Annotated in this window: 21 protein-coding genes; 11 read left to right on the top strand and 10 right to left on the bottom strand. The window is 72.0% G+C overall.

What is annotated here, in order from left to right; genetic code table 11:
- Positions 1–2: 2 nt before the first annotated feature.
- Together fabI and sixA are read left to right on the top strand one after the other, a co-directional pair.
- On the top strand, positions 3–782 hold the full coding sequence (gene fabI / locus BM236_RS11020; RefSeq protein ID WP_091123588.1) for an enoyl-ACP reductase FabI: 780 nt from the start codon (positions 3–5) through the stop codon (positions 780–782).
- Positions 783–819: 37 nt separating this feature from the next.
- Complete coding sequence (gene sixA, locus BM236_RS11015) at positions 820–1,314, top strand: phosphohistidine phosphatase SixA (RefSeq protein ID WP_245750273.1); 495 nt, start codon at positions 820–822, stop codon at positions 1,312–1,314.
- Between the two features lie 17 nt (positions 1,315–1,331).
- Here the strand turns inward: sixA and BM236_RS11010 are convergent, their stop codons facing one another.
- Positions 1,332–1,982 (bottom strand): TetR/AcrR family transcriptional regulator, encoded by a 651-nt coding sequence (locus BM236_RS11010; RefSeq protein ID WP_175507647.1) that lies wholly within the window; start codon positions 1,980–1,982, stop codon positions 1,332–1,334.
- A 108-nt stretch (positions 1,983–2,090) separates the two neighbouring features.
- On the opposite strand from BM236_RS11010, the gene BM236_RS11005 reads away from it, so the two are divergent.
- Positions 2,091–3,530, top strand: coding sequence for an MFS transporter (locus BM236_RS11005; RefSeq protein WP_091123581.1), 1,440 nt, complete (start codon positions 2,091–2,093; stop codon positions 3,528–3,530).
- Positions 3,531–3,536: 6 nt separating this feature from the next.
- Here the strand turns inward: BM236_RS11005 and serB are convergent, their stop codons facing one another.
- Together serB and BM236_RS10995 are read right to left on the bottom strand one after the other, a co-directional pair.
- Positions 3,537–4,745 (bottom strand): phosphoserine phosphatase SerB, encoded by a 1,209-nt coding sequence (gene serB, locus BM236_RS11000; RefSeq protein WP_091123580.1) that lies wholly within the window; start codon positions 4,743–4,745, stop codon positions 3,537–3,539.
- Positions 4,746–4,819: 74 nt separating this feature from the next.
- Entirely contained in the window at positions 4,820–5,602 is a 783-nt protein-coding gene (locus tag BM236_RS10995; protein ID WP_245750272.1) for a hypothetical protein, read from the bottom strand.
- Between the two features lie 61 nt (positions 5,603–5,663).
- On the opposite strand from BM236_RS10995, the gene BM236_RS10990 reads away from it, so the two are divergent.
- From BM236_RS10990 to BM236_RS10975, 4 genes are read left to right on the top strand one after another with little or no spacing between them, the layout of a single operon-like run.
- A complete protein-coding gene (locus BM236_RS10990) occupies positions 5,664–6,464 on the top strand; it encodes an ABC transporter ATP-binding protein (protein WP_091123574.1) in 801 nt (266 codons plus the stop codon).
- A 33-nt stretch (positions 6,465–6,497) separates the two neighbouring features.
- Positions 6,498–6,959, top strand: a complete 462-nt coding sequence (locus BM236_RS10985; RefSeq protein ID WP_091123572.1) for an NfeD family protein — start codon at positions 6,498–6,500, stop codon at positions 6,957–6,959.
- Positions 6,960–6,968: 9 nt separating this feature from the next.
- On the top strand, positions 6,969–8,150 hold the full coding sequence (locus tag BM236_RS10980; protein WP_091123570.1) for an SPFH domain-containing protein: 1,182 nt from the start codon (positions 6,969–6,971) through the stop codon (positions 8,148–8,150).
- Positions 8,151–8,903 carry a sulfite exporter TauE/SafE family protein gene (locus BM236_RS10975; RefSeq protein WP_091123567.1) on the top strand — a complete coding sequence of 251 codons (753 nt, stop codon included), beginning with the start codon at positions 8,151–8,153 and terminating at the stop codon, positions 8,901–8,903.
- 31 nt (positions 8,904–8,934) lie between these two features.
- Here the strand turns inward: BM236_RS10975 and BM236_RS10970 are convergent, their stop codons facing one another.
- The 7 genes from BM236_RS10970 to BM236_RS10940 form a co-directional block, all read right to left on the bottom strand.
- On the bottom strand, positions 8,935–9,951 hold the full coding sequence (locus tag BM236_RS10970) for an alpha/beta hydrolase (protein WP_091123565.1): 1,017 nt from the start codon (positions 9,949–9,951) through the stop codon (positions 8,935–8,937).
- A 12-nt stretch (positions 9,952–9,963) separates the two neighbouring features.
- A complete protein-coding gene (locus BM236_RS10965; RefSeq protein WP_175507646.1) occupies positions 9,964–10,677 on the bottom strand; it encodes a glycerophosphodiester phosphodiesterase in 714 nt (237 codons plus the stop codon).
- A complete protein-coding gene (locus BM236_RS10960; RefSeq protein ID WP_091123561.1) occupies positions 10,674–11,390 on the bottom strand; it encodes a gamma-glutamyl-gamma-aminobutyrate hydrolase family protein in 717 nt (238 codons plus the stop codon). Before BM236_RS10960 ends, BM236_RS10965 begins: the two co-directional genes overlap by 4 nt.
- A 59-nt stretch (positions 11,391–11,449) precedes the next feature.
- Positions 11,450–12,229, bottom strand: coding sequence for a 3-oxoacyl-ACP reductase (locus tag BM236_RS10955; protein WP_091123559.1), 780 nt, complete (start codon positions 12,227–12,229; stop codon positions 11,450–11,452).
- Positions 12,230–12,299: 70 nt separating this feature from the next.
- A complete protein-coding gene (locus tag BM236_RS10950; RefSeq protein ID WP_091123557.1) occupies positions 12,300–13,655 on the bottom strand; it encodes an aldehyde dehydrogenase family protein in 1,356 nt (451 codons plus the stop codon).
- Positions 13,655–15,046: a glutamine synthetase family protein gene (locus tag BM236_RS10945; protein WP_281247647.1), complete on the bottom strand. Its 1,392-nt coding sequence runs from the start codon at positions 15,044–15,046 to the stop codon at positions 13,655–13,657. Before BM236_RS10945 ends, BM236_RS10950 begins: the two co-directional genes overlap by 1 nt.
- A 52-nt stretch (positions 15,047–15,098) precedes the next feature.
- Positions 15,099–15,854: a FadR/GntR family transcriptional regulator gene (locus BM236_RS10940; RefSeq protein ID WP_091123554.1), complete on the bottom strand. Its 756-nt coding sequence runs from the start codon at positions 15,852–15,854 to the stop codon at positions 15,099–15,101.
- A 163-nt stretch (positions 15,855–16,017) separates the two neighbouring features.
- On the opposite strand from BM236_RS10940, the gene BM236_RS10935 reads away from it, so the two are divergent.
- From BM236_RS10935 to BM236_RS10920, 4 genes are all read left to right on the top strand, one after another.
- Positions 16,018–17,616, top strand: coding sequence for an amino acid permease (locus BM236_RS10935; protein WP_091123552.1), 1,599 nt, complete (start codon positions 16,018–16,020; stop codon positions 17,614–17,616).
- The gene (locus BM236_RS10930) at positions 17,616–18,527 is read left to right on the top strand and encodes a choline kinase family protein (RefSeq protein ID WP_091123549.1); all 912 of its coding nucleotides are present in this window, start codon (positions 17,616–17,618) and stop codon (positions 18,525–18,527) included. Before BM236_RS10935 ends, BM236_RS10930 begins: the two co-directional genes overlap by 1 nt.
- Entirely contained in the window at positions 18,520–20,853 is a 2,334-nt protein-coding gene (locus BM236_RS10925; protein WP_091123547.1) for a GcvT family protein, read from the top strand. Before BM236_RS10930 ends, BM236_RS10925 begins: the two co-directional genes overlap by 8 nt.
- 77 nt (positions 20,854–20,930) lie before the next feature.
- On the top strand, positions 20,931–22,022 hold the full coding sequence (locus BM236_RS10920; RefSeq protein ID WP_139230086.1) for a PP2C family protein-serine/threonine phosphatase: 1,092 nt from the start codon (positions 20,931–20,933) through the stop codon (positions 22,020–22,022).
- Positions 22,023–22,060: the final 38 nt, after the last annotated feature.

Genomic DNA, 22,060 nt, shown 5'->3' with positions numbered 1-22,060 from the left:
CGATGGCAAACACAGGTCTTCTCGCGGGCAAGCGGATCCTCGTCGCGGGCGTGACGATGGACAGCTCGATCGGCTTCGCGGCCGCGAAGGTCGCGCAGGAGCAGGGCGCGACGGTGCTCATCTCCAACTTCGGCCGCGCGCTGTCGATCACGAAGCGGATCGCCAAGCGGCTCCCGGCCGAGGCGCCCGTGCTCGAGCTCGACGTCACCGACCCCGACCACCTCGCCGGCCTGGAGGCTCAGGTCCGCGAGCACGTCGACGGCTTGGACGGCGTCGTGCACTCGATCGCCTACGGCAACCCCGAGACGCTGCTCGGCGGCAAGTTCCTCGACGGCCCGTGGGAGGACGTCGCGCAGGCGGTGCAGGTCTCGGCCTACTCCCTCAAGAGCCTGGCGATGGCCGCCAAGCCGCTGATGACGTCCGGGTCGGGCGTCGTCGGGCTCACCTTCGACGCCACGGTCGCCTGGCCGGCGTACGACTGGATGGGCGTGGCGAAGGCCGGCCTGGAGTCCTGCGCGCGCTACCTGGCCCGCGACCTCGGCCCCGAGGGCATCCGCGTCAACCTCGTCTCGGCCGGCCCGCTGCGCACCCTCGCGGCGAAGGCCATCCCCGGTTTCGGGGATCTCGAGGACATGTGGTCGACGCGGGCTCCGCTCGGCTGGGACAACACCGACCAGGAGCCGACCGCCAAGGCCATCTGTGCGCTGCTGTCGGACTTCTTCCCTGCCACGACCGGCGAGATCATCCACGTGGACGGCGGCTTCCACGCCATGGGTGCGTGACCTGCATCCGAAGGTAAGGATGGCTACTGTCGATGGCGTGAGCCGCGAAATCCTCCTCGTCCGCCATGCCAAGGCCGAGGGCTACGCGAACACCGACCACGAGCGCGCCCTCACCGAGCGCGGCGTCGCCGAGGCCGCCGAGGCCGGCCGCTGGCTCGCCCAGCGAGGCTCGGTGCCCGAGCTGGCCCTCGTCTCCGACGCGATCCGCGCCCGGCAGACCTGGGCGGCGCTGGCCGAGGCCGCCGGGTGGGCGCTGACGCCGACCTTCGACAACACGCTCTACGAGGCCGACTCCGAGACCGCGCTCGACGTGGTGCGCGGGCTCGACGACGACGTCAGCGCGGTGGTGCTGGTCGGGCACAACCCCACGATGGCCTACCTCGCCCAGGTCCTCGACGCGGGCGGCTCGCCGCAGTTGGCGACCACCGGGTTCCCGACGGCGGCGGTCGCCGTCTTCGAGTACGACGGCCCGTGGGCCGACCTCGGCGAGGGTGCCGCCCGGCTCGTCGACGTCCACACGCCGCCCGGCTGACCCGCGGCTGACCCGGCTCAGAGCGGGGCGACGGCACCCATCGTGACGTCGACGAGCCGGTCCAGGTCGCCGTCCTCCCGCTCGGCCCAGGCGTCCTGCGCCGACTCCAGGCACTCCAGCGCGCTGCGCACCAGTGCCTCGGCGCGCAGGCGCGTGTCGTCATCGGCGCGACCCTCGGCACGACCCTCGGCACGACCCTCGGCGCGACCCTCGGCGCGACCCTCGGCGGACTCGAGGCGCGCGGCGACCGCCGGCGTGAGCAGCGCCGTCCAGCGACGCCGCCACTCCTCCACGGTGGCGCGGACCGCGGGCTCGTCGCGCAGCATGACCTGAAGGGCGCGGGACCGGTCGGCGTGAGCGACCTGCGCGTCGACGATGGACTGGAACGACGCACGCAGTGCCTGCCACGGCGACTCCGCCGCCGGACGCGCGACCAGCGCCGCGACGACCGCGTCGCCCGACTCGACCATCCGGGCGAGCACCAGGTCGTCCTTGCTCGCGAAGTAGCGGAAGAAGGTGCGCCGCGACATCCCGGAGGCGGCGGCGATGCGGTCGACGGTCGTGGACTCGTAGCCGTGCTCGGAGAACAGCAGCCAGGCCTGACGCTGGACCTCGGCCCGGACCGCCTCCCGGGCGTGGTCGCGCAGCGTGCCGCTCGTCTCGTTCATCGCGCCCACTGTAGGACCAGCTGGCATGACGCGCCAAGATTGGCACTCGGTGTCAACGTCGAGCTACGATCCTGACGATCGTCCAGCTCCCTCGAGAGGAACGCCCCCATGCAGCACGAGCCGTCCGGTGCCACCGACGCCGAGATCGCCTCGCACACGTCCACGGCACGAGCCCGTCTGGAGCTCTTCGTCGTCGGGCTCGGCGCCCTCGTGGTCTCGCTGGCCCAGTCGCTGCTCATCCCGGTCCTGGGTGAGCTGCCGGGCGACCTGCACACCTCGGCGAGCACCGTCAGCTGGCTGCTGACCTCGACGCTCCTCGTCGGCGCCGTCTCGGTGCCGATCATGGGTCGGCTCGGCGACATGTTCGGCAAGCGACTGCTGCTGCTCGTCGCGGTCGGATCGCTGGTGGCCGGGTCGCTGCTGACCGCGGTGACCAGCAACGTCGCCCTCCTGATCGCCGGGCGTGCGATCCAGGGCGTGTCGGCGGCGGCGATCCCGCTCGGTATCAGCCTGCTCGCCGGCCTCCTGCCGCGTGAGCGGGTCGGCAGCGCCGTCGCCCTCATCTCCGCGATGCTCGGCGTCGGCGGCGCACTGGGTCTGCCGCTGGCCGGCTTCGTCGCCGAGCACGCCGACTTCCACGCGCTGTTCTGGATCACCGCCGGCGTGGGCGTCGTCGCCTTCGTCGGCATCCTCACCATCGTCCCGGAGTCCCCGAACCGCAGCGGCGGGCACGTCGACGTCGTCGGGGCGGTCCTGCTCGGCGCGGGCCTGGTCGCCCTCCTGCTCCCGCTGAGCGAGAGCTCGAGCTGGGGCTGGGGCTCGGCGAAGGTCTGGGGCCTGCTCGCGACATCGGCCGTCCTGCTCGTCGCCTTCGGCTGGTCGCAGACCCGGATCCGCGAGCCCCTGGTCGATCTCAAGGCCGTGCGCCGCAAGCCGATCGTCCTGGCCAACCTGGCCTCGATCCTCTTCGGCTTCGCGCTCTTCGCCTCGTTCATCGGCACGGCCGCCTACGTCGAGGCGCCCGAGCAGACCGGCTACGGCTTCGCGTCCAGCCTGCTGGTCGGCGGACTGGTGATGCTGCCGAGCGGCCTGATGATGCTGGTCTTCGCACCCGTCGCCGCCCGGCTGATCTCCCGGCGCGGCGCTCCGCAGACCCTGGCGATCGGCGCGGCCATCGTCGCGCTCGGCTTCCTGAGCCGGATCACCGTGCACGACCACCTGTGGCAGATCATCGTGGGTTCGACGATCATCGGAGTCGGCACGGGCATCGGGTACGCCGCCCTGCCCTCGATCATCAACGCCAACACGCCGGTCCACGAGCTCGCGGCGGCCAACGGGCTCAACTCGCTCTTCCGCAGCCTCGGCAGCTCGCTGGCCTCGGCGATCGGCGGCAGCCTGCTGGCCGGCAAGGTGATCATGCTCGGCGACTTCGCGCTGCCGTCGCTCGGCGCCTACCAGGAGCTGTTCGCGCTCTGCGGCGTCGCCGCCGTGCTCGCTGCGGTCGTGGCGCTCGGCATCCCGCACCAGCGGGTCCCGCTGGTCGAGTAGCGAGCGTCAGACCGGTGGCGCGGGCGTGACGATGCCCGCTTCGGCGTCGGCCGCCTCGATCTCCTCTCGGCTGATGCCGAGCAGGTACATGATCGTGTCGAGATAGGGGACGCTGACCGCAGTGTGCGCCTGCGAGCGCACGACGGGCTTGGCGTTGTAGGCGACGCCGAGCCCGGCCGCCGAGAGCATGTCGAGGTCGTTGGCGCCGTCGCCGATCGCGACGGTGGACGACTCGGGGATGCCCAGCTCCGCGGCGAACTCGCGCAGCGCGCGCGCCTTCCCGGCCCGATCGACGACGTCGCCGACGATGCCGCCGGTGAGGACGCCGTCCACGATCTCGAGCTCGTTGGCGCGCTGGAAGTGGATGCCGAGGTCGGCGGCCAGCCGTGAGGTGATCTGGCTGAAGCCGCCGGAGACGATGGCGAACCGGTAGCCCAGCCGGCGCAGGGTGCGCACCATCGTGCGGGCGCCGGGGTTGAGGTTGATGGAGTCGTAGACCTGGTGCACCGCGGAGACCGGCACGCCCTTGAGCAAGGCGACCCGCTGGCGCAGCGACTCCTCGAAGTCGATCTCGCCGCGCATCGCGCGCTCGGTGACCTCGGCGACCTCCGCCTCGCAGCCGGCGTGGGCCGCCAGCATCTCGATCACCTCGCCCTGGACGAGGGTGGAGTCGACGTCCATCACGATAAGGCGCATCCCGTGCCGGGTGATGTCGGCCGGCTGGACGGCGATGTCGACGCCCTGCTCGGCGGCCTCGCGAGCGAGGGCGACCCGCAGCGCCATCGGGTCGGCGCCGGAGACGGCCAGCTCGATGGCGGTGACCGGATAGCTCGCCAGCCGCTGGATCCGGTCGATGTTGGCGCCCGCGTCCGCGATCTGGCCGGTGACCGCCGCGAGGGCACTGGCCAGGAGCGGTGCACCGATCACCGTCACGTGGGCCCGGTGCTGCTTGGGGGCGTTGTCGCCGGTGCCGCGCACCATCTCGACCTGCATCCCGAGCTCGTCGCCCGCCTGCCAGACGGCGTCACGCAACGCGACCTCGTCCTTCGGGACGGTCACCAGGAGGCCGAGCACCAGCCGCCGGCGCAGCACGATCTGCTCGAGGTCGAGCACCTCCACGCCGGCGTCGGCGAGGCGGCCGAGGACGGCCCGGGTCACACCGGGCCGGTCGCGCCCGGCGAGCGTGATGAGCAGGGAGTCGGGGCGCTGTTCCATGGCGCGGCTCAGCCTATCGGCTGCGCGGCCGGAGGTCCGGCCCGCGTCTCGGACCGGGCGGTACGGCGGCTCGGCTACTCCGGCCACGCCTCCGGGGAGCCCGCGGCGACGAGCGCGTGCCGCGCCGCGCGGTCCAGGGGCCGCAGCGCCGCGCGTCGTGCCGAGATCTCCTGGGCGGACACCGCGCCGCCGTCGTCCTCCAGGGCGAGGTCGACGATGTCGGCCGCCTGCAGGGCACGCGCCGCCAGCTCGACACAGCGCGCAGGGACACCGGGCGGGGGAGCGAGCCGTGGGCGGTGGCGCAGGTTCATCAGCCGGTCGGCCACCTCGGGCCGCCAGCGGGCGACGTCGAGGTCGGCGAGCGCGTCGGCCGCCCGTGGCAGCTCGCGCCGCAGCACCCGATCGGCCTCGCCGACGTCGGGCAGCTGCCGGCGCTCGGCGCGCTGCGCGTGCCAGGTGACCGCCGCGCCGACCCGGTCCGGGACCAACCCGATCCAGGCGCCACTCACCACGACCGCCTGACCGGCCTCCATCACCGCGGCGTTGAACTCCGCGGGGCCGCCCAGTCCGACCGGGTCGCCCTCGACGGGGAGCGCGACGCCGAAGCCGCTCGCGCCCTCCGCGCGCACCCGGGCCAGACCGGTGAGCAGCGTCTCCGCGGCGTCGTCCGGGCCGAGGCCCAGCGCGCCCAGGCCGGCCACGACATGGGTCGCGTCGTCGCCGATCACCGCGTCGAGGAGCAGGTCGGTGACGACGTACCCGCGGAGCCAGGCGGTGGCCCACCAGGCGGTGCGTACGGCGAGCGGCAGGCCGTCGTCGACACGCTCGATCCGCTCCTCGGTGCGTCGCTCCGTCACGGTCATCGAGTCTAGGAGGCCCCCGCCTCCCGGGCACTGCCCGGTCGATAGGCTGCCGCGCATGGCTGCCGTTCTCGAGTTCCACGAGGTCACCGTCCGGCGCGGGCAGTCCATCCTGCTGGACGGCGTCGACTGGGTCGTGGAGGAGGACGAGCGCTGGGTGGTGCTCGGCCCCAACGGCGCCGGCAAGACGACCCTCATGCAGCTCGCGGCGACCCAGATGCACCCGACGTCGGGCACCTCGGACATCCTCGGCAGCCGGATCGGCAAGGTCGACGTCTTCGAGCTGCGTCCGCGCATCGGCATCACCAGTGCCGCCATCGCCGAGCGGATCCCGCGGGGGGAGATGATCCGCGACGTGGTGGTCTCGGCGTCCTACGGCGTGCTCGGCCGGTGGAAGGAGGACTACGACAGCCTCGACCACGACCGTGCCCAGGACCTGCTCGTGGAGATCGGCATCCCGCACCTGGCCCAGCGCACCTTCGGGACGCTGTCCGAGGGGGAGCGCAAGCGGGTCCAGATCGCCCGCGCCCTGATGGCCGACCCCGAGCTGCTGCTGCTCGACGAGCCGGCCGCCGGGCTCGACCTCGGCGGGCGCGAGGACCTCGTCTCGACACTGTCGATGCTCGCCTACGACCCCGACGCCCCGGCCACCGTGCTGGTCTCCCACCACGTCGAGGAGATCCCGCCGGGGTTCACCCACGTGCTGATGCTTCGGCAGGGGAAGGTCGTCGCCGCAGGGCTGCTCGAGGAGGAGCTCAACGAGGCGAACCTCTCGGCGACCTTCGGCATGCCGCTGCTGCTGCAACACGCGGACGGTCGCTGGGCGGCACGCCGTCGGAGCCGTCGAGCGAGTTCTTAACCGGTCTGTCGCCTCGCGCACTAGGCTCGCCGTATGCACTGGCTGGGGGACAATCCGTGGGCAGTCTGGTTGGCCCTGGCGACGCTCCTGACGATCGCGGAGCTGGCCAGTCTCGACCTCGTCCTGGTGATGCTCGCCGTCGGTGCGCTGGCCGGCCTGGCGACCTCGCTTGCCACGGACAGCGTCGCGGCCCAGGTCGTCGTCGCGGTCGCCGCGTCGATCGGGATGCTGGCCGTCGTACGGCCCGGGCTGGTGCGGCGCCTGCACACCGGACCCGACCTGGTCCTGGGGCCGGACACCCTGATCGGGAAGCAGGCCGTGACACCGGTCCGGCTCAGCGCCAGCGAGCCGGGGCAGCTGAAGATCGCCGGTGAGATGTGGCGGGCCGAGCCCTACGACGACCTGTTGGTCATCGAGCCGGGGCAGACCGTCGAAGTGCTGAAGATCCGCGGGGCGACGGCCTACGTCCACCCCGTTCCCACGTTGGAGAGCTGAGGAGTCACTGTGGCCCTGCTGATCGTCCTGCTGCTGGTCGTGTTGTTGGCGATCGTGCTGCTGTCGAAGACAGTCAAGATCATCCCCCAGGCCCGCAAGGGGATCGTGGAGCGGTTCGGCAAGTACAAGAACACGCTGGACCCCGGCCTCAACGTCATCGTCCCGTTCATCGACAAGATGCGCTACCTCGCCGACCTGCGCGAGCAGGTGGTCACCTTCCCGCCGCAGCCCGTGATCACCGAGGACAACCTGACGGTCTCGATCGACACCGTCATCTACTTCCAGGTCAACGACCCGGTGAGCGCGACCTACGAGATCGCCAACTACATCCAGGCCGTCGAGCAGCTCACCATGACCACGCTGCGCAACATCGTCGGCGGGATGGACCTCGAGCAGACGCTGACCAGCCGCGAGACGATCAACTCCGGCCTGGCGGCCGTGCTCGACGAGGCGACCGGTCGCTGGGGCATCAAGGTCAAGCGTGTCGAGATCAAGAGCATCGACCCGCCGGCCTCCATCAAGGACGCCATGGAGAAGCAGATGCGCGCCGATCGCGACAAGCGCGCCTCCATCCTCACCGCCGAGGGCCAGCGGCAGTCCGCGATCCTGACCGCGGAGGGCAACAAGCAGTCGGCGATCCTCAACGCCGAGGGCGCCCGCGAGGCGACCATCCTGCGCGCCCAGGCCGACCGCGAGTCCCAGATCCTGCGTGCCCAGGGTGAGGGCCAGGCCATCCAGACGGTCTTCGAGGCCATCCACGACGGCGCCCCGGACCAGTCGCTGCTGGCCTATCAGTATCTCCAGATGCTGCCCAAGATCGCCGAGGGCGACGCCAACAAGGTCTGGATCGTCCCGAGCGAGATCGGCAAGGCGCTCGAGGGACTGGGGTCGACGTTGACCGACATGCAGGGCATCCCCACGAACAGCGGTGGCCCGCGCAAGCGGCTCGACCCCGCCGCTCTCGAGCCGGCCGTGCCCAGCTCCGACCGGGCGGTGGCCGAGGCCGACGACGCGGTCAAGAAGGCGATCGCGGAGGCGAACGCCAGCGTCACCGGTACGCCGGCGGCAGCCGCTGCGGCCGCCGCGATGGACCCGGCCGGTGCGGACCCGGGCGCGACCGCTTCCGCCGATCCGGCGGCGTCGGACCTGCCGGGCCAGCCCGACCTCACCGACGATCCCGGCACCGCCTGAGTGGGGCCACTGGAGGCCCTCGCGATCCTGCTCGCCGCGGTCGGGGCGGGGACGATCAACGCGGTCGTCGGCTCGGGCACGCTGCTGACCTTCCCCACCCTGCTCGCCTTCGGGTTCTCTCCGGTCACCGCGAACGTGTCCAACACGATCGGTCTCGTCCCCGGCACCATCGCCGGTGCGTGGGGCTACCGGCGTGAGCTGGCCGGCCAGCGCGGACGGGTGGTTCGGCTGGGTGTCGGCTCGCTGATCGGCGGGGCGACGGGCGCCGTGCTCCTGCTCGTCCTCCCGTCGGGCGCCTTCGAGGCGATCGTCCCCGCGCTGATCGCGCTCGGCGTGCTGCTGGTGATCTTCGGCCCGCGCATCTCGCGGTGGGTCGGGGCGCACCGCGAGGGCGGCCGCGGCGAGCACTGGTGGGTGTGGCCGACCGTGGCGCTGACGGGCGTCTACGGCGGCTACTTCGGCGCCGCCCAGGGCGTGCTCCTGATGGCGATCCTCGGCATCGGCGTCGCCGAGACCCTCCAACGGCTCAATGGGGCCAAGAACGTCCTCGCCGCGCTGGTCAACGGCGTCGCGGGCGTGATCTTCACCTTCGTGGCCGACGTCGACTGGGGCGTGGTCGGGCTGATCGCCGTCGGGTCGGTCATCGGCGGCCTGCTGGGCGCCTCGCTCGGACGCCGGCTGCCGCCGCCCGTCCTGCGCGGTGTCATCGTCGTCGTCGGCGTGGTGGCGCTGGTGGCGATGCTGGCCACCTGACCGACGCCCTGACGGACGGCGTGCGCCGTGGTCAGGTCCCGCGCGGCGTCGCCCCGTCGACGTACGCCGTCATCCAGGTGTCGATCTCGCGGTAGGCGCGCTCGCGCACGTCCGGTCGGGAGAGCAGCACGTCGTGGCGGGCCCCCGGCACCGCGACGTAGGTGACGTGCCGACCGACCGAGGTCGCCCACTGGCGGATCTGCTTGACGTCGAGCACCAGGTCGGCGGTGTGGGCGGCGTCGTTGAGGTTGACCGTCCAGCGGGTCTGGTCCGAGGAGAGCACCAGGACCGGCGCCGGCACGTCGAGGCCGCCGTGGAGCACCGCGTGGCCGTTGCGGATGGCCCGCAGCCAGCCGGCGTAGACCGGGAAGGAGGTCAGCGGCTTGAGGTCGAGGTTGAAGTCCCACTCGCCGGCGTGGTCGCGGTGGAGGCTGCGGGCGTAGACACCGCTCACCGTCCGCCTGATGTGGAACTTCGGCGCCCGCGCTCCGAGCTGGTTGATGAGCGGCGTCCCGACCACGCGGAGCAGCGGCGAGCCCTGCATGTCGAGCCAGGGCGAGTTGAGGACCATGCCGACCAGCCCGGCCGGCCGGCGGGCGTCGGCCCAGAGCGGGGTCGTGAGCCCACCGGTCGAGTGCGCGGTCACGACCACCTCGTCGTGGCCGTCGCGCTCGGTAATGAGCTCCCAGGCCGCGTCGAGCTCCTCGTGGTAGGTCGCCAGGTCGGTGACGTAGTTGGGCGTCTGGTGCTCGAGCAGCGACCGGCCGGACTTGCGCAGGTCGAGGGCGTAGAAGTCGTAGCCCCGGTCGGTCCACCACTCGGCGTGGCCGGTCTGGAAGAAGTAGTCCGAGAACCCGTGCACGTGGAGGACGGCGCGGTCGGTGGTCCGGTCGGCCGGACGCTTGACGAGCGTCGCGATGACGCGGCCCTCGTCGTCGTCGGCGAGAGGGATGGTCTCGGCCGTGTACGGCGGCCCGAGGATGTCCTCGACCGGGCCGGTCTCCCGGCCCGTGTCCCGGTCCTCGGCCGGGTCCTGCGTGGTGCTCATGGGTCCATTCTGTCAGCCGCCGTGCTGCTCCCGGATCCTGATGGCGAGCCCGGGGTGGTTCGTGGTGACCAGCCAGGCGCGGCCGGGCCGCAGCCAGTAGCGCAGCAGCACGGCGTGGTCGGGCGTCCACACGAGCAGGTCGAGACCGCGTCTGCGGGCGAGGCGGCGCAGGGTCAGGAACGCCAGCAGGTGGTGCGCGGCGATCACGTCGGCGTGCGACGCGGCCACCTTCGGCCAGGGGAACAGCTCGGCCCAGCGACGCCGGACCTGCTCGAGGACCGGGAGGCCGGCGACGGTGCCGCCGATGGAGATGCCGACCTTCAGGTCCGACCCGTTGGCGTCGGCCCAGGCGCGCAGCGTCCGCGCCGTGGCCACCCGACCGGTCGTGGCGACGTGCGGCCCCGGACCGAGCACGTCCAGCGCCCGGCGTACGGCCTCGACCTCGGCAGCGCCGTCCGCCGTCCCGAACTTGAGGTCGAGATGGGCCCGGGTGCGGCCGAGCGCCGCGACGACGTCGTCGAACCGCACCGCGTCCAGCCGCCCGTCGTCGTCGTGGAGGACGACGAGCGAGTCGTCCGGACGGCGCTGCACGTCCAGCTCGACGTAGTCCGCGCCCATCTCCACCGCCTGATGGACGGCGACCAGGGTGTTCTCGTTCGACGTCTCGACACCGGCGCCGCCACGGTGGGCGCTGATCAGGACGCGGGGGCGTGCACGACGGCTCACCGGGCCGAGTATGCCGCGGCAGCCTCCAGCAGCCCGGCCAACAGGCCGACGTCCGCGGCGGTCTCCGGGTGCCACTGGACGGCCACGCAGAACCGGTCGGTGGGGTCCTCGATCGCCTCGAGGGTCCCGTCGGCCGCGCGGGCGACCGCCCGGAAGCCGGGCGCCTCCCGCACCGACTGGTGGTGGTGGCACGAGACGGTCACCTTGTCGCCGACCAGCGTGGCCAGCCGGCTGCCCGGCTCGGTCGCCACCTGGGTCGTGCCGAAGGCGTCGCCGCCGGGAGAGTGCTCGTCGTGGCCCACCAGGTCGGGGGTGTGCTGGTCGAGCGTCCCGCCCGCGTGGACGACCATCAGCTGCATGCCGCGGCAGACGCCGAGGACGGGCAGCCCGGCGGCGTCGGCGGCGTCCAGGAGCGCCAGCTCCCAGGCGTCGCGGTCCGGACGCCAGCCGGCCGTCCGCGGGTGCGCGTCCGCGCCGTAGCGGCCGGGGTCCACGTCGGCGCCGCCCGAGACCACCAGGCCGTCGAGCCGGGCGACGACGGTCGCCGCCGCACCCGGAGCGGCGACCGGTGGCAGCAGGAGCGGTACGCCGCCCACCGACTCGACCGCGCCCGCGTAGGCGGCCGGCAGCAGGTCGGCGCGCTGGTCCCAGACGCCCCACGCCGCCTGCTCACGGTAGGTCGTCAGGCCGATGACGGGCGCACTCTGCGACATGCTCACAGCGCCTGCCCGTTCACTCGGTCGCTCGCTCGTCCCTCGCTCGACTCCGTCGCTCACAGCGGCGTGACGTAGGCGCCGGAGATGCCGCCGTCGACCAGGAACGTGTTGGCGGTCATGAACGAGGAGTCGTCGGAGGCGAGGAACAGCACCGCCGACGCCATCTCCTCCGGCTCGCCGAAGCGCCCCATGGGGATGTGGACGAGCCGTCGTGCGGCCCGCTCGGGGTCCTTCGCGAAGAGCTCCTGCAGGAGCGGCGTGTTGACCGGGCCCGGGCACAGCGCGTTGACGCGGACGCCCTCGCGGGCGAACTGCACGCCGAGCTCGCGGGTCATCGACAGCACCCCGCCCTTGGACGCCGAGTAGGAGATCTGCGACGTGGCCGCGCCCATCACGGCGACGAACGACGCGGTGTTGATGATCGACCCCTTGCCCTGCTCGATCATGTAGGGCAGGGCGGCCTTGCAGCACAGGTAGACGCTGGTCAGGTTGACCTCCTGCACCTTGCGCCAGGCGTCGAGCTCGGTGGTCAGGATGGAGTCGTCGTCCGGCGGGCTGATGCCGGCGTTGTTGAAGGCGATGTCGACCGAGCCGTAGGTGTCCTTCGCGGTCTTGAAGAGCGCGTCGACCTCCTCCTTGCTGGTCACGTCGACGTGCACGTAGGTCACGACCTCCGGGCCGCCCAGCTCGTCGACGAGCACCTTCCCGGCCTCGTCCGCGATGTCGCCGACGACGACCTTCGCGCCCTCGGCGACGAAGCGACGCACGGTCGCCAGTCCGATGCCCGAGCAGCCGCCGGTGACGACGGCGACCCTTCCTTCGATGCGTCCTGCCATTGCTTCTCTTTCTCGGTCTGCGGGTCTTGCGACGGTCGCTGCGCGACCTCCTCGACCAGCGGTTGGGGGATCAGTGGGCGATGAAGACGTTCTTCTCCTCGGTGAAGGCGTACGGCGCGTCGGGGCCGAGCTCGCGCCCGAGGCCGGACTGCTTGTAGCCGCCGAACGGCGTCCAGTAGCGCACCGAGGAGTGAGAGTTGACGCTGAGATTGCCGGCCTCGACGCCCCGCGCGACGCGCAGCCCGGCGCCGAGGTCCCTGGTGAAGATCGAGCCGGACAGCCCGTAGTCGGTGTCGTTGGCCTTCGCGATCGCGTCGGCCTCGTCGTCGAACGGCATCACCGCGGCGACAGGGCCGAAGACCTCCTCGCGCCAGATGCGGGCCGAGGGGTCCTCCAGCGCGACGACGGTCGGCGGCACCCAGAAGCCGTCACCGTCGGGCGCGGATCCGGTGAACGCCACGTCGACGCCGTCGAGGTAGCCGGTCACCCGGGTCCGCTGACCGGCGGAGATGAGCGGCCCCATCTCGCTGGCCTCGTCGGACGGGTCGAGGACCCGCAGGCCGCGCACGGCGGGTTCGAGGAGGGCCATGAAGTCGTCGTACGCCCGGCGCTCGACGAGGATCCGCGAGCGGGCGCAGCAGTCCTGCCCGGCGTTGTCGAAGACGGCGTACGGCGCCGCCGCGGCTGCGGCCGGCAGGTCGGCGTCGGCGAAGACGATGTTGGAGGACTTCCCGCCGAGCTCGAGCGTCACGTGCTTCACCTGCTCGGCGCAGCCGGCCATGATCCGTCTGCCGACGGCCGTGGAGCCGGTGAAGACGATCTTGCGGACGAGCGGGTGGCTGACGAACCGCTCGCCGACGACCGTCCCGGCGCCCGGCAGGATCGTCAGCACGTGCTCGGGCAGCCCTGCCTCGAGGGCGAGCTCGCCGATCCGGACGGCCGTGAGCGGGGTGAGCTCGGCCGGCTTGAGGACGACGGTGTTGCCGGCCGCGAGCGCGGGCGCGAAGCCCCAGGCGGCGATCGGCATCGGGAAGTTCCAGGGAACGATGATCCCGACCACGCCGAGCGGCTCGTGGAAGGTGACGTCGAGGCCGCCGGCGACCGGGATCTGCTTGCCGGTCAGCCGCTCGGGCGCCCCGCTGTAGTAGTTGAGCAGGTCGCGGACGTTGCCCGCCTCCCAGCGGGCGTTGCCCCAGGTGTGCCCGGCGTTGCGGACCTCGAGCTCGGCGAGCTCGTCGATGTGGTCCTCGACGACCGCCGCGAACCGCCGCAGCAGCCGCGCCCGCTCGCCCGGGGCGACCGAGCGCCAGGTCTGGAACGCCTCGTGAGCTGCGGCGACCGCGGCGTCGGTGTCCTCGACCGAGGCGAGGCGCACCTCGGCGACCGGCCGGGCGGTCGCCGGGTTCAGGACCGTGAACGTGCTCATTACATCCTTTCGAAGCCGCGGCGCAGCTCCCAGTCGGTGACGGTGGCGTCGTAGGCCGCGAGCTCCACGTCGGCCATGTTGGCGTAGTGGTCGACGACCTCGTCGCCGAAGGCCTTGCGAGCGACCTCCGACGCGGCGAAGAGGTCGCGAGCGGCCAGGAGCGTGCCGGGCACCTTGGCCAGGCCCGAGGTGTAGGCGTTGCCGGCCAGCGGGTCGGGCAGCGGCAGCGCCTCGTCGATGCCGTGCAACCCGCCCGCGATCATCGCGGCGAGGGCGAGGTAGGGGTTCACGTCGGCACCGGGGACGCGGTTCTCCATCCGCGCCCCGTGCCCGTGGCCGACGAGCCGCACGGCGCAGGTGCGGTTGTCCTCGCCCCAGGCGATGGTCGTCGGGGCGAAGGAGCCGTCGGCGAAGCGCTTGTAGGAGTTCACGTTGGGCGCGTAGAGCAGGGTGAACTCCGCCATCGTGGCCAGGACCCCTGCGATGAAGTGGTCGTAGAGCTCCGTGCGGGCCCCCGACGAGCCGGCGCCCTCCCAGAACAGCAGCGACCCGTCCTCGTCGCGCAGCGACAGGTGGATGTGGCACGAGCTGCCCTCGCGCTGGTTGTACTTCGCCATGAACGTGATCGAGCGGCCCTGCTGGGCGGCGATCTCCTTGGCGGCGTTCTTGTAGACGACGTGGTTGTCGGCGGTGGTCAGCGCGTCGGCGTAGAGGAACCCGATCTCGTGCTGGCCGGGGTTGCACTCGCCCTTGGCGCTCTCCACGTCGAGCCCGGCGTCGTACATGTGGTTGCGGATCGCCCGCAGCAGGCCCTCGACCCTGGTCGTGCCGAGGATCGAGTAGTCGATGTTGTAGGCGTTGACCGGGGTGAGGTCGCGGTAGCCCGAGCGCCAGGCATCCTCGTAGGTGTCCTCGAAGGCGATGAACTCGAGCTCGGTCCCGGCCAGCGCCGTCCAGCCCCGCTCCGCGATCCGGTCGAGCTGGAGCTGGAGGATCGTGCGCGGCGACTGCAGCACCGGCTGCCGGTCGGCCTCGTCGGCCGAGGGCCAGGCCAGGTCGCACTGGACCATGGCCGTCGCGGGCAGGTGGGTGAGCCGGCGGATGGTCCGGTCGTCGAGGACGAACTCCATGTCGCCGTACCCGCGCTCCCACGACGACATGGCGTAGCCCCCGACCGTGTTCATGTCGACGTCGACGGCGAGCAGGTAGTTGCAGCCCTCGGTGCCGTGCTCGACGACGTGGTCGGCGAAGTAGCGGCCGTGCAGGCGCTTGCCCTGCAGCCGTCCCTGCATGTCGGTGAAGGCGACGATCACGGTGTCGACGGCACCAGTGGAGATGTCGGTGAGCAGGTCGCTCATCGACAGGTGCCGGTCGTTGCGGAGTCGGGCCACGGCGTGCTCCTCGGGATGGTCGTTGGCAGGCTGGATCGTCGGTGGGGCGGGGTCAGGCGAGCAGGCCGCGCAGGAGCGCGGCGGTGTCGTCGCAGTGCTGCTCCATCGCGCGCCGCGCCGGGTCGGGCCGCTTCGCGAGGATGGCGCGTACGACGGCCGTGTGCTGGTCGTCGGAATGGGCGATGTTGGTCTCGAGCTGGGGGATGGCCAGCAGCATCTCGTGCAGCGTCGCCTGCACCGAGGTGACCGACTCGATCACCCGGTGCGACCCGGTCAACGCCGCGATGGTGAGGTGGAACCGCGAGTCGGACTGGCGGTAGTGAGCCGGCTTCGACGCGGCGGCGACCTCGTCGTGCGCCGCCAGCAGCTGGGCACGGGCGGTGTCGTCGAGGCCCGCCTCGGCGAGCATCGCGGCCGCGCCCGGCTCGATCACACGTCGGAAGGCCAGCGCGTCGAGCCAGTCCGAGCGCTGCTCCGGAGTGGTCCGGGCGGCGGCCCGGGCCGACGGGGTGGGCGGCTTGAGGATGACGACCGTCCCGCCGCCGCGCCCCCGGGTGGTCTGGACCAGCCCGGCCTGCCTCAGCGCCGCCATCGCCTCACGCAACGTGGCCCGCGAGACGCCGAGCTGGGTCGAGAGCTCCCGCTCGGGCGGCAGGGTGCTGCCCAGCGGGTAGACCCCGAGCCGGATGGCGCGAGCCAGCTGCTCCACGCACGCCTCGAAGGCGTGGTGCCCGCGCACCGGGCTCAGCAGCGTCACCGGCAGGGTCGCCGATGCGGCCGCCGCGGACGGCTCGGGGGAGGGGGTCATGGCGGTCAGTCTCTTCCGTGGTCAGGGGGCCGTCAACGACCCACGACGTGTTTATGGTCTGAGTTCATACCAAATTGTCGCCGACCTGTTGACACGCCACTGCGCCGCGGGTCTAGCGTCCGTTGGAACTCGGTGCGACCCCACTGACTCGCAGGAGATCCGCATGCCTGAAGGACACGAAACAAGCTCGATCGCCGACGAGGAGCACCTCGCGAAGCTGGGCTACAAGCAGGAGCTGAGCCGGACCTGGTCCGGGTTCTCCAACTTCGCGATCTCGTTCTCGATCATCTCGATCCTCGCCGGCTGCCTCACGACGTACGGCGCCGGCATCGCGAACGGCGGCCCGGTCTCGATCTCGTGGTCCTGGCCGATCATCTCGGTGTTCATCCTCATCATCGGCTTCACGATGTCGGAGCTCGTCTCCTCGATGCCCACCTCGGGCGGCATCTACTACTGGGCCTCCAAGCTCGGCGGCCCGATGGCCGGGTTCTTCACGGGCTGGCTCAACCTGATCGGCCTCATCGCGGTGACCGCCTCGGTGGCCTACGGGTGCGCGAGCTTCTTCGAGCTCACCTTCATCGAGTGGGGATGGGTCGACACCTTCTCCCTCAACCAGGTGTTCCTCATCTTCCTGGTGATCCTGGTGCTCATCGCGCTGATCAACATCTTCTCCAGCCACCTGCTCGCGCTGATCAACAACGTGTCGGTCTGGTGGCACGTCGCGGGCGCGGCGTTCCTGATCCTCGTGCTGCTCTTCGTCCCCGACCAGCACCTGAGCGTCTCGCAGGTGTTCACCGACCGCTTCAACGGCTCGGGCTGGCACGCCGACGGCTCGACGAGCGCGCTGGGCTTCTGGCTGGCGATCATCCCGTTCGGCTTCATCCTGACGCAGTACACGATCACCGGTTTCGACGCCTCGGTCCACCTCTCCGAGGAGACGCACGGTGCCGCGAACTCGGCCGCCAAGGGGATCTGGCAGTCGATCTTCTACTCGGCGGTCGGCGGCTACATCCTGCTGCTGGCGATCACCTTCGCGATCCCGCAGGTCGACGGTGCACCCGACTACGCCGGCATCCCCGCCGGTGGCGTCGCCTACGTCTTCGACGCCGCTCTCGGGGCCAACTGGGCGGGGACGTTGCTCTTCATCTCCTCGGCGGCCCAGCTCTTCTGCGCGACCGCCTGCCTGACCTCCACCTCGCGGATGATGTTCGCCTTCAGCCGCGACCGGGCCGTCCCCGGCTCGTCGCTGTGGTCGAAGGTCAACGCCTCCCGGACGCCGGTGAACGCGGTCATCTGTGCCGCGGTCGTCGCCGCCCTCATCACCCTGCCGGCGCTGAAGTCGGTCAACGGCATCCCGACCGCGTTCTACGCGGTGACCTCGGTGTCGGTCATCGGCCTGTACTTCTCGTTCGCGATCCCGATCTTCCTGCGCTGGAAGCACGGCGAGAAGTTCGAGGTCGGCAGCTGGAACAACGGCGCGAAGTACAAGTGGATGAACCCGGTCGCGGTCGTCGAGATCATCGTCGTCGGCATCATGCTGATGCTGCCGACGTCGCCCTTCGGTGCACCGTGGCGAGACGAGTTCACCTGGGCGAGCGTCAACTACGCACCCCTCATGACGCTGGGCGTGTTCGTCCTGCTCATCGTCTGGTGGAACGTCTCGGCGAAGAACTGGTTCAAGGGGCCGGTCCGCACGATCGACGCCGGGACGGAACCCGAGCCGCCCCTCGAGCCGCCGCTCGCGCCGGAGCCCGCCATCTGATGACGATGCCCCTGGACCGCCTCGCCGCGCTGGCGGGGCGGTCCTGGCGCGTCGCTCCGCTGCCGGGCGGGCTGACCAACACCAACGTGCGGGTCACGACCGACGACGGCGTCGAGCCGGCCCTCGACCTCGTCGTCCGCTGCTCCCACGCGGGGGCCGACCTCCTGGGCATCGACCGCGCGGCGGAGCGCGACAACACCGCTGCCGCCGCGTCCGCCGGTGTCGGCGCGCCGGTGGTGGACTACCGGCCGGACCTGGGGATGCTCGTCATCGGCTACCTCCACGCCACCGCGCTGACCGACGGGTCGTTCGCCGACGAGGCGGTGATGGCGCGGGCGGCCGCGGCCGTGCGGCGCCTGCACGCCGGGCCGCGGTTCACCGGTGACTTCGACATGTTCGCCCGCCGGGCGGCGTACCTGTCGACCATCAGCGACCGCGGGCTCCGGCTCCCCGCCGACTACACGGCCTACGCCGACGCCTGGGAGGACGTACGCCGGGCGCTGGCCGTCTCGCCGCCGCCGACGGTGCCGTGCAACAACGACCTGCTGGCCGCCAACTTCCTCGACGACGGCGAGCGGGTCTGGCTGATCGACTACGAGTACTCCGGCAACAACGACCCCTCCTTCGAGCTCGGCAACACCGTGGCCGAGTGCGGGTTCACCCCCGAGCAGCGCGACGCGTGGGTGGAGGCGTACGTCGGGTCGCCGACCGCGGCCGATCTGGCACGGGTGCGGCTCCAGGCGCTGTGCAGCTGCTACGGCTGGTCGCTCTGGGGCTTCATCCAGGCGGCCCTCTCGCCGATCGAGTTCGACTTCTGGGACTGGGGGATGGAGCGGTTCGAGAAGGCGCAGGCGCTCTTCGGCGCGGCCGACTTCCCGACGCTGCTGGCCGAGGCGGCCGCCGGTGGCTGACCTGCCCTCCCGCGCCCGCGTCGTCATCGTCGGCGGCGGGATCGTCGGCTGCTCGGTGGCCTACCACCTGACCCGGCTCGGCCGGGACGACGTGCTGCTGCTCGAACAGGGCCGGCTGTCGTCGGGGACCACGTGGCACGCCGCCGGGCTGGTCGGCCCGCTGCGGGCCAGCGAGAGCGGGACCGCGCTGGTGCGCTACTCCGCGGAGCTGTACGCCTCACTGGAGGAGGAGACCGGCCTGGCGACCGGCTACCGCAACGTCGGAGGTCTCGTCGTCGCCCGAACGCCGGACCGGTTGGTGCAGCTTGCGCGGACGGCGGCCAACGGGGCTGCGTACGGCCTGGAGGCCGAGCTGATCACGCCACGACAGGCGCAGGAGCTGTGGCCGCCGATGCAGGTGGACGACCTGCTCGGTGCGCTCTGGCTGCCCGGCGACGGCAAGGTGAACCCCGCCGACGTCACCCAGTCGCTGGCCAAGGGCGCCCGGCAGCGAGGTGCGCGGATCGTCGAGAAGGTGCGGGTGCTGGGTCTCGCGACGACCGGCGAACGCTCGACCAGGCGGGTGACCGGGGTCCGGACCGACCGGGGCGACGTCGAGGCGGAGGTCGTCGTGCTGTGCGCGGGGCAGTGGACCAAGGCGCTCGGCGATGGGATCGAGGGCGGCGGGATCACCGTGCCGCTGCACTCGGCCGAGCACTTCTACGTGGTCACCGAGGCCGTCGGCGGGACGCACCCGGACCTGCCGATCATGCGCGACCAGGACGGCTGGACCTACTTCAAGGAGGAGGTCGGCGGGCTCGTCGTCGGCGGGTTCGAGCCCGCCGCCAAGCCATGGGTCGCCCCCGACCAGATCCCCTACCCGTTCGAGTTCCAGCTCCTCGACGAGGACTGGGAGCACTTCTCGGTGCTGATGGAGCAGGCGCTGCTGCGCATCCCGGCGCTCGAGCACACGGGGATCAGGAAGTTCTACAACGGCCCGGAGTCGTTCACGCCCGACAACCAGTTCCTGTTGGGGGAGACACCGCAGGTCGCCGGGCTCTTCGTCGGCTGCGGGTTCAACTCGGTCGGGATCGCCTCGGCCGGCGGCGCGGGCAAGGCGCTCGCGGAGTGGATCGTGGCCGGGTCGCCCCAGGAGGACTTGGTCGCCGTCGACGTACGCCGGTTCGGGCCGTGGCAGAACGACGTCCCGTTCCTGCGGGAGCGGGTGGTCGAGACGCTCGGTCTGCACTACGAGATCCCGTGGCCCAACCGGGAGTTCGAGTCGGCCCGGCCGCAGCGGACCTCGCCGCTGCACGGCCGGCTCGTCGGCCAGGGCGCGCTGTTCGGCGCCCGCAACGGCTGGGAGCGCCCGCTGGTCTTCGGCCCGACCTCGCTGGACTACTCCTGGGACAGGCCGTCGTGGCTCGACGCCTGCATCGCCGAGCAGCGGGAGGTCCGCACGAACGTCGCCGTCTTCGACGAGACGTCGTTCTCCAAATACCTCGTCACCGGGCCGGCGGCGCTGGCGGGACTCGAGTGGATCTGCGGCAACGACGTGGACGTCGCGGTCGGGGAGACCGTCTACACGCCGTGGCTCGGCGAGCGCGGCGGCTACGAGGCCGACGTGACCGTGACCCGGCTCGGCGCGGACCGGTTCTTCGTCGTCTCGTCGGCGGCGACGACGTACCGCGACCTCGACCACCTGCATCGCCACCTCCCGGCAGGCGTGGAGGTGCGCGACGTGAGCGACGACTACGCGGTGCTCGGGGTCTTCGGCCCGCGGACGGAGGCGGTGGTCCCGCGGGACACGGGCGGGCTGCCGGAAGGGACCATCCCGATCCGCTCCTCCTACGTCGACCTGACGGGCGTGGAGCTCTTCGTCCCGCGCGACGAGGCGGCCGCGCTCTACGACCGGCTGGCGATCGACCCGGCCGGCTACTACACGATCGACGCCCTCCGGATCGAGCTCGGTCGCCGTGCGTTCGGTCGCGAGCTCGGGCCCGACGTCACGCCGCGGGAGGCCGGGCTGTCCTTCGCCCTGTCGAAGGGCAAGGACTTCCTCGGCAGGGCGGCTGCACAGCGCGAGCCCGTCCGCCGCTACCTCTCCCTGGTCGTCGGGGATCCGGACGTCATGCTCTGGGGCGGTGAGCTGCTGCTCTCCGACGGCCGGCCCGGCGGCCAGGTGACCTCGGCCGCCTGGGGTGCGACGGTCGGGGCGGCGGTCGGCCTGGGCTACCTGCGCTCGTGGCCGGTCACCGCGGAGACCCTCGCCGGGTCGGTCTGGACCGTCGACGTCGGGGGCACCCCGGTGCCGGTGCGGCTGTCGCTGCGGGCGCCGGTCGGCTGAGCGCTCGGGCGGCTGTGCGCTCGGCGGCTGTGCACATTCGGCCGCACTGGTCCCGGGTTGGACCTAGAGTGCCGCGCATGCAGCAGTCGCGGCTCGGGCGCGGGGCGGCCGACCTCGCGACGAGGTGGCGCACCGGATCCGCGCGCAGCCAGCGGCAGGTGCTGGGCGTCCTGCTGCTCGGGCTGCTGCTGTGCTTCGTGGTCGCGCTGGGCTGCCCGGGGTGCCTGCCCACGGGTGCCTTCTTCCTCGGGCCGCTGCTCGGGATGACGCTGCTGCGCTTCCGGCCGCTCGCGGTGCTGACCGGCGCGACGGTGGTGGCCGCCGTGGTGGCCTACGTCCACGACGGCGGCGGGCGGCGGATCGGTCTCGACGACGCCGCGGTCGCGACTCTGGCGATCGCGATCGTCCTGTGGCAGTCGAGCCACCAGCGCAGCGGACTGCCCGTCGGACTCAGCGAGGCGATGCTCGCCGAGCTGCGGGACCGGCTCCAGCAGCAGGGCCGGGTGCCCGCCCTGCTCGAGGGGTGGACGTCCCAGTCGGCGATGATCGCCGCGGCCGGCACCGGCTACGCGGGCGACTTCCTGGTCGCCGACGTCCGTGACGGGCACGTGCTCGAGATGGTCCTCGTCGACGTCTGTGGCAAGGGGACGGCGGTCGGGCCGCAGTCGCTGCAGTTCGCGGGCGCGATCGGCGGCCTGATCGGCGCGCTCCCGCCCGAGGAGCTGCTGCGGGCCGCGAACGCCTTCCTGCTGCGCCAGCGCCACGACGAGGCGTTCTCCACCGCGGTCCACGTCCTCGTCGACCTCGACACGGGCTGCTACCAGGTGACGAGCGCCGGCCACCCGCCGGCGCTGCGCTGGTCCGCCGATGCCGGGGAGTGGGCCGTCGACAACGCGCGGGGGATGGCGCTGGGCGTCATCGACGAGCCTGACTTCGACGCCAGCACGGGCGTCCTCGCTGCCGGCGACGCGCTCATGTTCTACACCGACGGCGTCATCGAGAGGCGCCGCTCCGACATCGACGCCGGCATCGCGTGGCTCCGTGACGTCGCCGGGCAGGAGATCCGGCGGCGTGGCTTCGACGGCGCCGCACGCCGCGTCCTCTCCCGCGTGCCCGGCGTGGACGAGGACGATCGAGCGGTGCTCATCCTCTCGCGCGCCGTGGGGTAGCCCGTGGAATAGCGTGGGAGCTGCAGCGGTTCTGATGT

The sequence above is a fragment of the Nocardioides terrae genome (assembly GCF_900112345.1).
Lineage (GTDB): Bacteria > Actinomycetota > Actinomycetes > Propionibacteriales > Nocardioidaceae > Nocardioides > Nocardioides terrae.
The sequence above is the reverse complement of the archived record's forward strand: the minus strand, read 5'-3'. Positions and strand labels throughout refer to the sequence as shown.